Below are 13405 nucleotides of genomic sequence, written 5' to 3'. Positions count from 1 at the left end.
AGCTTCACATCTTGCCGCAGGATCTATGGGTAATGGACCCGTACCATCGGGCTTTTATTTATGGCTCAATCGATCAGTATCTTACTGATCAAGAACGAGAAAATAAGAAACGTAAGTAAGGGGCCGATGGGCCCCCTTTTTTGCGTAGGAAGGAAGATGTGAATGGCAACGTTAACGGCGTTGTTTGATATCCGAGATCGTATAAGCAATCGGGTTAGGCAGATGGGCGGAAATTTTCAGCGACTGAGGGATACTATAAACCAAGTGCAACGGCGGGTTGAATCGTTGTCGCGTACCAGAGCGATTATTCAAACTCGGCTACGTGATAATGCAACGCGGGGGCTCAATCGAATCAGGGATCTGCAAAACTATCTAAATCGGCGTGCCACGGTTATTCGGACAGCTATCCGAGATCGGGCCAGTCGAGGTTTAGCACGGCTCAGACGCTTAGCTGAAGATATTCGTCGAAGGCCAGTAACGGTTGCAGCTCGTGTCAGAGACTGGGCTACTAGAGCCCTTAATGATTTAGCCGCACGAGTACCGCGTATAAGTCGCCTGGTTGCTGTAATCAGTACACGATTGCGTGACGAAGCATCAGCCGGATTGGTTCGGATCAGGGCAACCATGGCTTATCTTAGATGGCGCAGAGCTGTATTGAGGACACATTTGAGAGATATGGCGACCCGGGGACTTGTACGCATACGTCGTTTAGGAGATTCGATTCATCGGAGAGCGGTAGTTGTCGGAACCAAACTGAGGGATCTGGCAACACGGGGGTTAACCCGTATTCGTTCACTTGCAACGGCACTCGGATCGTATACAGCAACTCTGCGCACTCGTTTACGTGATGCTGCAACCAGAGGACTGACGCGGTTGCGTTCATTGGCCCGTAACCTTAACAGTATGAGAGTGACTTTGCAAACAAAGGTGCGTGACGTGGCTACCCGTGCGTTACATAAGGTGCGTGCTTTAGCCCTTCGAGTGGGAGCTATTACTGCGACAGTAGTTGTGAAAGTGAAAGACTTGGCTACTCGTGCTATGGCTCGTATCGAGAGTGCCGCAGCGGGGATCCAAAACCGTATGTTTAGCTTGGGGGCAGCAGTCGGTGGTACCGCCATCCTTGCACAAGGTGCAAACGCATTTGAGACCGACGCACGGGCATCAGCAATCAGCGGTATCAGCCAACCTCAGGTTACATCTATGACGGATCAAATTTATTATGGCGAAAACATCGGCACCGAACGTTCTGGGGTTGCTCAGTCTCTCGTTGATTTCGCTCAGCAGACTAATCTGCAGGGCAAGGCGCTTCAAGAAGCCGCCAGAACATCAGCCATGTTTGCGCAGTTGTACGGTAAAGACATACCTGAGGTTGATCGTGCTTTTGCATCGGCATATAAGAATCAAATGGGAAGCATGGGCGAGATAGGGGATGTGTCCGCGTACGTGCTTAAAAACGCGGGAGATCAGTACGATGATTACCTGGATACGATCAATGAATACAGTTCTACGTTTAAGGACTTGCAGCTTAACATGGGTCAGGTAGGTTCGGCATTTGTCGCGGCCGTTCAAGCTGGTGGCCGGAATTTCGATGAACCTGCAGATATGTTCCGTGAATTCAACATTCGTAGGAATGAATTGACGGACAATCAAATTACAGCTATGGCTAAAGTGCTCGGCAAGGCTCGCACCAGGGAACTTTACAAGTCTATGGATGCGGGAACGTTATCCGGTGAAAAAGTAATGTTTGAATTTGCTACCGCCTTGTCCAAAATTCCGAGCGAAGCCCAACGTGCCTTGTATGCGACAGAACTACTCGGTACCAAATATGAAGATATCAAGGAGCCTGTACTGGCCGCAGCTCGTGCTATCAATGAGCCAATCGATGCCAGCAAAGAACTGGAGAAACAATTCACATCGATGCGGGAAAACAATCCGATGACACCTATCAACGATGCAAGTCGTGCCCTCGGCAAGACACTCAAGACGATCGGGCAAGCAGTGATTACCGCTGTGACTCCGGCTTTTGTGGAACTCAACAAATGGGCATCCTCACCCGAAGGACAAAAATCGATAGCCAAGTTTACAGAAAGTGTAGCTGAACTGTCGGGCGAGCTTGCCAATGGGTTGTCCAAAGGCATCCAATGGGTGATTGAAAACTGGGATACATTGTTGCCCATCCTGAAAGTGGTCGGTGCTGCATTTTTAGGTGTTTACGGTACTGCGAAAGGATATCAGGTATTCAAAGTAGCGAGTCCGGTATTTAAGGGATTATGGAAGGTGCTCAAGGTCGTATGGAGTGTGTTGAAATGGGTAGGAAGTGCCTTGCTTTGGTTGGGCAAAGGTTTTGTAAAAGTGCTCAATTGGGCAAAACCATTCTTGCCTTGGATCGGTCGTGTAGCTGGTGGGTTGGTGCGGTTTATACCTGTCATCGGATGGGTTATAACTGCACTTGGTTTGCTCTGGGCAGCTTGGAAGAACTGGGATACGATTAAGAGTATTGTTTCATCGGCCTTTGAAGGAGCAAAAGATATTGTTGCACGTGGTGTTAACTGGATTCTGGAACGAATTAACTGGATGATCCGGCAACTGAACAAACTTAACATACCAATGCCGGAAATGTTAGGCGGTGGATCTATTGGTTTTAACGTACCAGAAATCGGACTTATGGAGACTCAAGCAATGCGAGACACAAACAAGACGGTTTCCCAAGTTGCTCACGAATCAGGATTGCCCAATCTCCTTGAAGCTTACACCAAAAATAAATTTGCTAAAGGGATATCGGATGTTCCTTTTGATAATTTTCCTGCTACCTTGCACAAAGGTGAAACCGTTCTGCCACGAGAAGAAGCTGATCTGATCCGTGGAATGGCGGCATCCGGAGGAAGTCAAACTGCTTCACCTGCAGCAGCTCCAATCAGTATTAATATTACAGGTGACAACCACTATCACAATGAGATGGATGCAAGACAAGTTGTTAAAATCATTAAAAAGGAATTGGAAGACGAACATAATCTTGGACCACAGGGGGTGCAATTCGTATGAGTCGGAGTCGTGAAATTTGGCTATCATGGAACAACAACGCTGAGCGGTTGCGCCTGCCAGTCAATCCGCCGGATATTACAATCGGTAACGCTAGCCAAACGACGACCGTTGACGTGGCAGGGATCGGTGAAGTTGCCATAATCAATGATCCGGTTCTTAAGACGTTCGAGTTCAGTAGCTTCTTTCCCGCTACTTGGGGGCCATATTGCGAATATGAGGACATTCCAAATCCTAAACAGGCAGTAGCCATGATTGAAAAGTGGAAGGCATCAAGCAAACCAATCCGTTTCCTTGTCTCTGGTACCGCTTGGAATTTCGCGGCAACGGTTGAAGACTTTGTGCACCGGGAAGAAGGCGGGGACGTCGAAACGATTTATTATGACTTATCTCTTAGAGAATACAAATTCGTGACGATTCGTAAGCTTGATACCTCCAAAAAGGGCAGTAATGGAAGTACGAAGGTGACCACGAGCAGCACGGCGGCACGACCAAGTACAAAGACGACACCAGCTAGTTACACGGTGAAGTCTGGCGACAGCTTATGGAAGATCGCACAAGCAAACGGAACAACGTGGCAGAAGCTTGCTGAACTGAACAAAATCAAAGCGCCATACTCTATTAAGCCAGGGCAGGGGCTGAAGCTGAAATGATGGATCTGTTTGTTGTTAGAAGCAATGGAACGTATGAGTTGCCTGTTCAGGATGTGGAATGGTCTGGCCAAAAGTTGAAAGCCCCCCGAACCCTTACGGCGACTATCTTATCCACGACGCGTGGGATGCATCGAAAACAGCCAGTGGATGTGGGGGATCAGTTGTTATTCAAGTGGAAAGGTGAGGAACTTTTCCGAGGAACTGTTTTTACCAAGGATCGCACCAAGAGTGGCAGCCTGGCTTTAACAGCCTATGACGATCTAGTGTACCTTACCAAATCTGAGGACAAATATGTATTTACCGGGAAAACGTTGGGTGAGATAGTCCGGCGTATTTGTGGTGATTTCGGCATCCCGATCGGCAAGATTGCAGACACGCCGCATAAGCTTACCCGCATTCTTCAGGGGACGTTGTTCGATATGATCTTGACTGCAATAAGCCTGACATATAAGCATACCCGCGTTAAATACTACTTGTATTCCGAGAAGGGCAAGCTTCATCTGACCAAGCGCGTGGATCTCGCACATAAATGGGTGATCGAGGACGGGGCTAACCTGGTGGATTATTCATTCGCGCAGTCGATTGAGGATACCTATACCCAAGTTAAATTGACGTCTACAACTAATACGACCATTGAAACCAAGGTCAAAAAGGGTAAGAAGGAAACGGTCCAAAAGAAAAAAGTCAGTGCTACTCACATTGCGAAGGTGGATAACCCAACGACTAAAAAGCGGTTCGGTACACTCCAATATTACGAGGAAGTGTCCGACGAGCTGAACAAGGCTCAGCTGATGCAGCGCGCAACGTCCATGATGATGGAGAAAGGCAAGATAGGCGAGACCTTCAGCATCGATGCGCTCGGTATCGCACCTGTGATCTCTGGATCTGCAGTATATGTAATAGCCAAAGAGCTCGGCGTAAGCCGGGCTTTTTATGTTGATGAGGATAACCATTCCTTTAGCAGTAACGAACATATGATGTCTCTTACGTTGACTAAGACCGATGATCTGCCAGATATCGATGTGACTGTTGAACCGGAAGAAAGCGATTCTGACAAAGATAAGGACAAGTCCAAGAAGAAAGATGGCAAGAAAAAGAGTAAGGAAGATGAGGACAAAGAGTTTGCGGAACAACTTCGCAAGGAAATTTTGGGGTGATGACATGTTGGACATTATCAAGAAAGCTGCAGTAGCCGCAATGGAAGCAGCCGGTCCTGTTCAATTGCTTGAAGCCACAGTATTAACACCGCCGCCTGGACTGAGTATCCAAATAGGGTTGGACACCAAGAACCCGATACCAGCGGAAATGCTGTCAGTATCGGAACGTCTCACATCCTACGAACGTGAGGTTGAATTGGAAGGTGACTTTGAGATAGAAGGGGTCCTTCAAACCTCGGATTATTCAGGGGATGGGAAAATATCAGGTGAGGGCACTTTTTCGGGTGTGATTAAATTCGTCGATGAGCTGCAGGCGGGAGAAAAAGTATTAGTCATGAGCTTTCAAGGCGGTCAGTCTTTTTATATCGCAGAAAGGTTGGTGAAATATGGCGCTGACTCCTGATTTGAATATTCAAGTGCCAGATCTCTTCAGTTCTGAGATCCAACCGACACGGACTTATTCTTTTGACCCAGCTACTGGCGAGATTGGCAGAGCTATAGATGGGCTGGATGCGATGAAGCAATTTGTCATCAAAGCCATCCGGACGATCCGATTTGAGCATGTCATATATCCCGATTCCTACGGGGCCGAATCTGATACTGTTGTGGGCCTAGCGACAAGTGCGGGTTTTGTAGCATCGGAACTGCCAAGGGTTATCACTGAGGCATTGATTTACGATGAGCGAATCAGCGAGGTAAAGGATTTTGATATCGAGCAGCAGGGCGACAGTGCGACGGTCACATTCACCGTTGTCACAAACGAAGGGGATCTGCGGCTAACGGAGGTGGTCGGTAGTGTTTGATACAGAAGAATACGAATATGAAGCCATCTTGCAAAGGATGCTTGATAGGGTACCTGATGATTTGGACAAGCGCCCTGGAAGTATTATTTATGATTCATTAGCACCTGCAGCAGCTGAATTCGCTCAGATGTACATCGATTTATCTGCCGGTGACGACTTATACAACGTCGATACAGCAACGGGAGAATACCTTACTGAAGGAGCGGCTGAATGGGGGGTTAATCGGAAGCAAGCAACGTTTGCAGTTCGAAAAGGCACGTTTTTGGATTCGAATGGAGCAGGTATTGATGTAACCATCGGCAGCCGCTTTTTTATTGAGGATTTGAATTACTCAGTCACCGAAAGAGTTTCACAAGGCGTGTACAAAGTGACTTCCGAAACTGCGGGAGTCTTGGGAAATGCCCCATTCGGTTCGTTGCTACCAATGGAGTACATTAACGATTTAGCGTCGGCAACCCTGAGCGACATCCTGGTACCTGGGGAAGACGAAGAAACGGACGATCAGCTACGTGAACGCTTTTTTGTTGAAATTAATGAACAACCTTTTGGCGGTAATGTTGCTGATTACCGGCAGATGATTAGAGCCTTGGATGGGGTTGGAGCAGTGCGGATCACTCCAGTTTGGCAAGGGGGAGGCTCCGTCAAAGCAACGATAATGGCAACCGGGAATGTTCCACCTTCAACGGCTTTGATCAATCAGTTGCAAGAACTCGTTGATCCGGTGGCTTTTGCAGGACAAGGGCTCGGATTAGCTCCAATCGGCCATACCGTAACGATAGATGGGGTTACCTGGTTCACGATCAACATTACAACCACATTGACACTAGATGGCGATACAACAATCGGACAAGTACAGCAGGACGTTGAAGAAGTGATCAATGCTTACCTCCTTGCTTTACGTCAATCATGGGAAACTGAGGCGCCATTGATTATACGAGTTGCGCCACTCGAATCGCGCATACTGACCGTTTCCGGCGTTGTAGATGTCATTGGTACACAGTTAAACGGATCTACAACAAACATCATTTTTGGAGTTGAACTGATACCGGAGAAAGGCACGGTGATACTGAGTGAGTAGATTACAAGAGTATTTACCGTCGTATTATGTGGACAGTAAGCAAATGACAGCTCTGCTTATGGCGCAGGAAATGGAGTTGGATAACATTGCTGCCGGGGTCTTGCGACAGCGCAATGACATGTTCATTATGAAAGCCAGCTCGACGGCAATACGCCGTAGAGAAAAGATGCTTCGCATCCAGGCGGACCCCACTACAGAGTCATTGGATTTCCGCCGCCGCCGTATCATTAACCGTCAATCGACCAAACCGCCGTTCACACAACGTTGGCTTCAGGCTCAGTTCGATCGGTTGATCGGTCCGGGTATGGCCGTTGTGACGGTAAAGCCAGCAGAGTTCTTGCTATTGGTCACAACGAATATCGAAAATGCCAACTTGTTCAAGGAGGTTCAGCATACGATCCAAACGGTGAAGCCTGCGAACATGGTATACCAACAAAACACATCCTTACGGCATCGGATCAGTGTTAAGCACACGACTACCAAAAGAGATGTGTCTTGGAATTATGGTTTGGACGATGGTTGGGAACTCGGTGAAAAGACATTCGCTGATTTAGGTCCGGAGGTGGTCTTATGATCGATCAAGAAATATTGAACGAATTGGCCGCACATTTGAACTCCCGTATCACTAAGGTAGTCATCAATGGGGTATATGAGATAACCAACTTTTCAGAAAAAGCGGTCACGGAATCAACAGTTGCGGTTAACTTTTTGATTCCTGCTGCGGACGTGTCCATGGTCACTTTGATTGAGGTTAAAGGTCCGAATATCCGAGTGAGCTCGAAGCCAGTCAATTTGCCCGTTATATCGGACACGCTGATGCTGGAGACGTTTGAAATAGAGGAGGCTACAGACTGATGGCAAAAACAGATTGGAAGATAAGTGACAAAGTTAAGCCTGATGATATGAATGCGATCGGAGAGGAAATTAACGGGCTGCATGATGGGTTTATTAAAAAATCGATTGTCATTCCTGCGGGAGAAGACCTTAATACCTATATGGAAGAGGGCAACTATTATTGCCCTGCTAATGCTACCGTAGAAACCTTGCTTAATTCCCCAACAGGAGAGGCGTTTCACTTGACAGTCGAGCCGCATGCGGGAGTGTTGCAAACCCTGACCACCTTCCAGCCTGGCAACTTAGAGGTGTTCCAAAGAAACTACTATTTCGGATGGGGTGCGTGGAAGAAAGTACCTACAAGAGCAGAACTTGAAGAAATGCTGAACCAAGCTGACGAAAGCGCCCAGGGGTATGCCGCCGCAGCGGTAAAACCCATCATCGGAGCTACTACACCCAACCTTGTAAAGAATTCAGCCGCACACCTCGGAATGGACTTTTGGACGAACAGCACGAGTAACCTTTGGACTGCTTCTGGTTCAGGCGTAAAGTTTTTTGTGTTTAGTTCAACCTTACAAGACGGAGCATTTGCCATTTTGCTTTCAGAAACTATAAACGTCATTCCTGGAGTTCACAGGTTTCAAGGTATCTTCAACACGTTAAACATGACTACCGATGCCTTGCGTTTAGATGTGACGAATGCAATAACAAACGATGTAATACTTACGCTAATACCAGACAGAAACACAGGGTGGCATCGCAAGTCATCAGCGGTTACAATTCCAGCGGGGGTATACAGCGTTAAAATTCGATTGCTTGCTTCTGGTCCTTCGCCAGTCACGAATAAAGTAATCTCACGAATCAAACTTTCGGAGGGTTCAGCAGATGTGCCGTACAGCGCCGAGGGTGATGATTTGGCGCTGTATGAAATTATGACAACAGAAAACCTATGGGGGGCGTTATAGATGGCGGTAGTAGCAAAGAGATTTTTTAAGGGGTCGGTATCGCTATCGGAGATAAATGCTTACACGGTTCCATCTGGTACAATGGCCATGGTAAAAGCGGTGACTTTGTGCAATCAATCAGGTGCCGCAGCCAAGTTTACAATGACATTAGGTTTTACAAACGTAATATATAATCACGAAATTAAAGCTAATGACACGGTAACCATCCCGTTTTTGGATCAGATAATGCTTGCTGGGGAAGTGATACGCATATCTTGCAATCCTACCAACGCAATAGCTATTGTCATCAGCGGTAAAGAGGTGACGTAATGTCAGGGATAGATAGTTACTCATTGGATAATTACGGGCTGGATGGAATCGATTTAAGTTCGTTCACTAATTTTTTGACTGGATCAGTTTCTACGGTGGTTTCAGGAACAAGCATAAGTGTGACCATACCATCCCCAAATTTCGACCCGAAAATGGCTATTTTGATTATGAACGAATATAACTTGGTGATAGCAGTTAACGGTAGTTCTTTTGATATGACAAACAATTACCACACCCACATTTACAATGGTACTACTGCCACGGGTCACGGTGCTAGGGACTTTAATAAAAGATTCTACCTATCAGACGTTATAAGTAACAACCAATTAATGTCTGGCACATATAAATATATATTATTGGGATGAGCAATTAAGTTTCGTATTAAGGAATCATGTTTGCTCATCTTCAAGAAAAAAATGTGTAGCGGCGTAGAGAGATAGAAACAAGGGGGAAAGGGTGTGACGTTGTGAGAGGGGTGATATAAGTCAAATGAATATAGTGAATTCAGCACATCCGAATTTGGATCGTGTTTATTTGTGCGTGGAGTGGTCAGAGGATTTCATAATAAATAGATGGGGGATATGATTTTGGAGAACGTGGGGAAATGGGTTTTGGCCTTAGGGAGCTGGTTAGTGTCTTATTTATTTGGGGGTTGGTCTGGAGTGTTGGGAGTATTACTGTTCTTCGTTATTTTGGATTATTTGACGGGTGTTGTGGCAGCCGGATCTATTGGAGGATTAAAAAGCAAAATTGGCCTTATCGGTATTGCCCGGAAGGTCTTTATTTTTGCGATGGTGGCTGTCGGTCACTTGGTGGATGGCATCCTTGGTGATGGCCACTTATTCAGGGATACGGTGGCATTCTTCTACATTGCGAATGAGCTAATTTCTATCACTGAAAATGGCGGGAAAATGGGAGCGCCTATTCCAAACGTGATCAAGCAAGCAATCGAAGTGCTGAAGGGAAAAGGTGGAAACGACAACGATAAAGGAGATGGTACAGGTGCAAGCACGTAAGGAGAACAATGTTCAAGGCATTGATGTTTCCCGTTACCAGGGCAAGATTGATTGGCTGCAGGTGAAAGCGGACAAGCGAGAATTTGTGTTCATCAAGGCCACGGAAGGCCAAACATACACTGATCCGAATTTTGTGGCCAACGTTAAAGGTGCCTTGTCGGCTGGGTTGTTGGTGGGTACGTATCATTTCCTGAAGGCCACAACAGCAACTGTAGCAAAAGCCGAGGCAGCTCATTATGCAAAATCCCTCGAGGAGATTGGCGGGGCAAAAGCCTTGCAGTTACCGCCTGTGATGGACTACGAGAACAATCCTGAGGGGATCAGCAAGGCACAGATTAACATTGTGGCCAAAGCTTTCTTGACTGAGCTGGAGCGGCTGACAGGGATCAAACCGATCATCTATACGGGCAACTCATTTGCAAGCAATTTTGATACTGGCTTGTCCGGTTATGATCTTTGGATTGCACGTTACAGCAACACTCGTGTCCCGGATGATCAGCCATCTTGGAAGACCTGGACCATATGGCAATACAGCGATTCAGGTAAGGTGCTGGGGATCAGTGGCAATGTGGATCTGAATGAATTCAACGGCAGCCTATCGGATTTGAAGAAACGATACGGAAGGAAGCAAGACATGAGTAATCCATTTGAAGGGTACCGACTCACAAGTCCATTTGGAATGCGGAAGCATCCAGTGAGCGGGGTTAACAAGTTTCACAGAGGTGTGGATCTCGTTGTCACACCAGCAGACGGCCCCATCTATGCTTTTGTGGCTGGAGAGGTCATCCATGCTAAATTGGGTGTGTCCGGATCCGGCTTCGGAAATTATGGAATAGTTGTGGCCATCAAGGACGACAAAGGTTATCTGCACGTTTACGCCCATTTATCAGCTGCAGGCGTAAAAGTTGGCCAACAAGTAAAGCGTGGTCAACTGATCGGTAAGCAAGGCAGCACAGGCATCAGTAGTGGGGCACACCTTCATTATGAAGTGCGGAAAGCTTGCACACCTCAGTTTGGTTACACTGCCACAGAAGCGGGAGTTGTGGAGCCGACACAATACTTAATTAATTACTATGGGCAAACGCCTGTTAAGGAGGACAAGCCAGTGACGGTAAGAGATATCAATATGCCGAGTAAATGGGCAGAAGCGGCATGGGCAGAAGTTACAGCCAATGGGTATTTTGACGGGACGCGTCCAGGGGCGCAAATCACGAGGGAAGAAACAGCAGCAGTCATTAATCGGCTAAGGAAAAATATCCTGAAGCTTATTGCAGGGATTAACGGAGACGTGGCTGATATGGATGAGCGACTGAAGAAGATTGAAACAGAGGGGTAAGGTCCAGTGAATGAACTCAATCCCTATTCATCAGGGATTGAGTTATAATTAGAACATATGTTTGGAAGGAATTGGATTTATTTGCATAGAAGTACCTCTAGTGCATTACAGTTGAGAACTGGAGGGTCATACATGAGTCAGCCTAAAACAACACTGTGGGAACTGGAACCACATACTGAAGCAAAACACATCATTTTACGGAATTATCTTAGAGCTTGGTTTCCAATTATGGGTCAGTACAACTCAAGGATTTTATTTCTTGATGGTTACGCTGGGCCAGGACAATATGATAACGGAGAAGATGGTTCTCCAATTATTGCCATAAAGGAAGCGATTCAATATTTGGAGACAAGCGAAAAACGGACTTCTAATAAGCCTGCAATTCAAGAGATTGTGATGATCTTTATTGAAGAAGATACCGATCGAGCTATTCATCTCGAAGAAAAAATAGATTCAATGGAAATACATAAAAAAATTAAACCTCAAGTAATTAATTTAAATTTCGAGGATACAGCGACTGATATTCTAAAGGAGCTTGAGAAAAGCAAGGCTCAATTAGCTCCCGCATTTTTGTTTGTTGACCCTTTTGGCTACAATTTGTCTTTTGAATTGATTCAAAAATTGATGGATAATCCTAAATGCGAAGTATTCATCAATTTCATGTATGAATTTATAAATAGATTTATAAAACGTAATGGTCAAGAAGCAGTTATGACCAAGCTGTTTGGAAACGAAGATTGGAAGGAACTTGATTTGGATTGTGAACCAGAGCAACGTAGGGAGCGCATCCACGGATTATATCAAGAGCAGTTAGTTAATAATGCAGCACAATATGTTAGGTCATTCGAAATGAAGGGTAAAAGGAAATCCACAAAATATTTTTTGTTCTATGGTACAAATCATAAGACTGGTCTATCTAAAATGAAAGATGCTATGTGGTCCGTAGATGCTGGGGGAAGATATACATTTTCTGATTCCACAAATCCTAAGCAGGGAGTGCTCTTTAATGTTGAACCGGATTATGCTTACCTTAAAGTGCTTATTTGTGAAAAATTCAGTGGTATGACTGTGAGTGTTGATGAAATTGAAGATTTTGTACTGTGCAGCACTCCTTTTAAGACTACACATTATAAGAAGCCGATACTGATACCGATGGAGAAAAATGCTGAAATTAGAATTGTTTCGTCTTCAAGAAAGAAAAAAAACAGCTATCCATCTGGTACAATTATTCAATTTCCCTAATTTAACTCAATCAGAACATATGTTCTGTGTTATAATGTTGTTATAAGGGAGTGATTTTATGGCAAGTAATTCACATATAGAATGGACTGAAGCTACTTGGAACCCAGTGACTGGGTGTACTAAGGTATCAGAAGGCTGTAGAAACTGTTACGCCCTTGCGATGGCCAGAAGGCTAGAAGCCATGGGGAATCCTCGATATTTAAACGGATTTAATGTGACTTTACATCATGATTTAATTGAAGCCCCACTAAAGTGGAAAAAACCAAGGAAAATTTTTGTGAATTCAATGTCTGACATGTTTCATAAAGATGTACCAGATGAATTTATTAAAGCAGTTTTCAATACGATGAATGAAGCTTCATGGCACACTTTTCAAGTTCTAACTAAACGTTCTTCACGTTTAATGGAACTAGCGCCTCAGCTTAATTGGACTGATAACATATGGCAGGGGGTAAGTGTTGAGAATGATAAGGTTCTAGATAGGATCGATCATTTACGACAAACCCCTGCAGCTATTAAATTTCTATCCTGCGAGCCACTACTTGGATCAATTGATAATCTAAATTTACAAGGTATTGATTGGGTAATTGTTGGAGGAGAGTCTGGACCTAAGGCTAGACCAATGGAGGAAGAGTGGGCACTCAGCATTAGAGATCAATGCGTTGAACAAGAAACAGCCTTTTTCTTTAAACAATGGGGCGGGGTACAGAAGCATCGTCATGGTCGTATACTTGACGGTCGAACTTACGATGAATATCCAATCATAAAAGAAACAATAAAAAGTTGAAGTAAAGATGGATTTGGATTTTAATGTAATTAAATCCGATAGCATCGGTAAAAAGACACTGCTGGCATAACGCTGGCAGTGTCTTTTTTTTGTTTATATATTTGTATTTGTTGATATTATATGGGTTTGTATTTCCTTATAAAAAGATAAAGTTCAATAATTTCCCAAAAAAGTCTTCCCAAAAGA

General features: G+C 45.2%; 14 protein-coding genes. All 14 read left to right on the top strand.

What is annotated here, in order from left to right; translation table 11 throughout:
- Positions 1 to 162 precede the first annotated feature (162 nt).
- The 14 genes from QVE09_RS09440 (at position 163) to QVE09_RS09375 (ending at position 13219) form a co-directional block, all read left to right on the top strand.
- Positions 163 to 3042, top strand: a complete 2880-nt coding sequence (locus tag QVE09_RS09440) for a phage tail tape measure protein (RefSeq protein WP_315936602.1) — start codon at positions 163 to 165, stop codon at positions 3040 to 3042.
- Complete coding sequence (locus QVE09_RS09435) at positions 3039 to 3692, top strand: LysM peptidoglycan-binding domain-containing protein (RefSeq protein ID WP_315936601.1); 654 nt, start codon at positions 3039 to 3041, stop codon at positions 3690 to 3692. The genes QVE09_RS09440 and QVE09_RS09435 overlap by 4 nt, the downstream gene beginning before the upstream one ends.
- Positions 3689 to 4849 carry an XkdQ/YqbQ family protein gene (locus tag QVE09_RS09430; protein ID WP_315936600.1) on the top strand — a complete coding sequence of 387 codons (1161 nt, stop codon included), beginning with the start codon at positions 3689 to 3691 and terminating at the stop codon, positions 4847 to 4849. The genes QVE09_RS09435 and QVE09_RS09430 overlap by 4 nt, the downstream gene beginning before the upstream one ends.
- A gap of 4 nt (positions 4850 to 4853) precedes the next feature.
- Positions 4854 to 5252 carry a DUF2577 family protein gene (locus tag QVE09_RS09425; RefSeq protein ID WP_315936599.1) on the top strand — a complete coding sequence of 133 codons (399 nt, stop codon included), beginning with the start codon at positions 4854 to 4856 and terminating at the stop codon, positions 5250 to 5252.
- Entirely contained in the window at positions 5236 to 5652 is a 417-nt protein-coding gene (locus QVE09_RS09420) for a DUF2634 domain-containing protein (RefSeq protein ID WP_315936598.1), read from the top strand. Before QVE09_RS09425 ends, QVE09_RS09420 begins: the two co-directional genes overlap by 17 nt.
- Positions 5653 to 5713: 61 nt before the next feature.
- Complete coding sequence (locus tag QVE09_RS09415) at positions 5714 to 6730, top strand: baseplate J/gp47 family protein (protein WP_315936597.1); 1017 nt, start codon at positions 5714 to 5716, stop codon at positions 6728 to 6730.
- Complete coding sequence (locus QVE09_RS09410; protein ID WP_315936596.1) at positions 6723 to 7304, top strand: putative phage tail protein; 582 nt, start codon at positions 6723 to 6725, stop codon at positions 7302 to 7304. Before QVE09_RS09415 ends, QVE09_RS09410 begins: the two co-directional genes overlap by 8 nt.
- A complete protein-coding gene (locus QVE09_RS09405) occupies positions 7301 to 7585 on the top strand; it encodes a ketopantoate hydroxymethyltransferase (protein WP_307415073.1) in 285 nt (94 codons plus the stop codon). The genes QVE09_RS09410 and QVE09_RS09405 overlap by 4 nt, the downstream gene beginning before the upstream one ends.
- On the top strand, positions 7585 to 8529 hold the full coding sequence (locus QVE09_RS09400; protein WP_315936595.1) for a pyocin knob domain-containing protein: 945 nt from the start codon (positions 7585 to 7587) through the stop codon (positions 8527 to 8529). The genes QVE09_RS09405 and QVE09_RS09400 overlap by 1 nt, the downstream gene beginning before the upstream one ends.
- Positions 8530 to 8838: a hypothetical protein gene (locus QVE09_RS09395; RefSeq protein WP_315936594.1), complete on the top strand. Its 309-nt coding sequence runs from the start codon at positions 8530 to 8532 to the stop codon at positions 8836 to 8838. It begins immediately after the preceding gene.
- Between the two features lie 587 nt (positions 8839 to 9425).
- Positions 9426 to 9854: a phage holin family protein gene (locus tag QVE09_RS09390; RefSeq protein ID WP_315936593.1), complete on the top strand. Its 429-nt coding sequence runs from the start codon at positions 9426 to 9428 to the stop codon at positions 9852 to 9854.
- On the top strand, positions 9841 to 11190 hold the full coding sequence (locus QVE09_RS09385; RefSeq protein ID WP_315936592.1) for a GH25 family lysozyme: 1350 nt from the start codon (positions 9841 to 9843) through the stop codon (positions 11188 to 11190). Before QVE09_RS09390 ends, QVE09_RS09385 begins: the two co-directional genes overlap by 14 nt.
- A 132-nt stretch (positions 11191 to 11322) precedes the next feature.
- Positions 11323 to 12432 (top strand): three-Cys-motif partner protein TcmP, encoded by a 1110-nt coding sequence (locus QVE09_RS09380; RefSeq protein ID WP_315936591.1) that lies wholly within the window; start codon positions 11323 to 11325, stop codon positions 12430 to 12432.
- 58 nt (positions 12433 to 12490) lie between these two features.
- Positions 12491 to 13219 carry a DUF5131 family protein gene (locus QVE09_RS09375; protein ID WP_315936590.1) on the top strand — a complete coding sequence of 243 codons (729 nt, stop codon included), beginning with the start codon at positions 12491 to 12493 and terminating at the stop codon, positions 13217 to 13219.
- Positions 13220 to 13405: the final 186 nt, after the last annotated feature.

This window comes from Paenibacillus sp. ClWae2A, assembly GCF_032452295.1.
Lineage (GTDB): Bacteria > Bacillota > Bacilli > Paenibacillales > Paenibacillaceae > Paenibacillus.
This window is presented reverse-complemented; position numbering and strand designations above follow the sequence as displayed.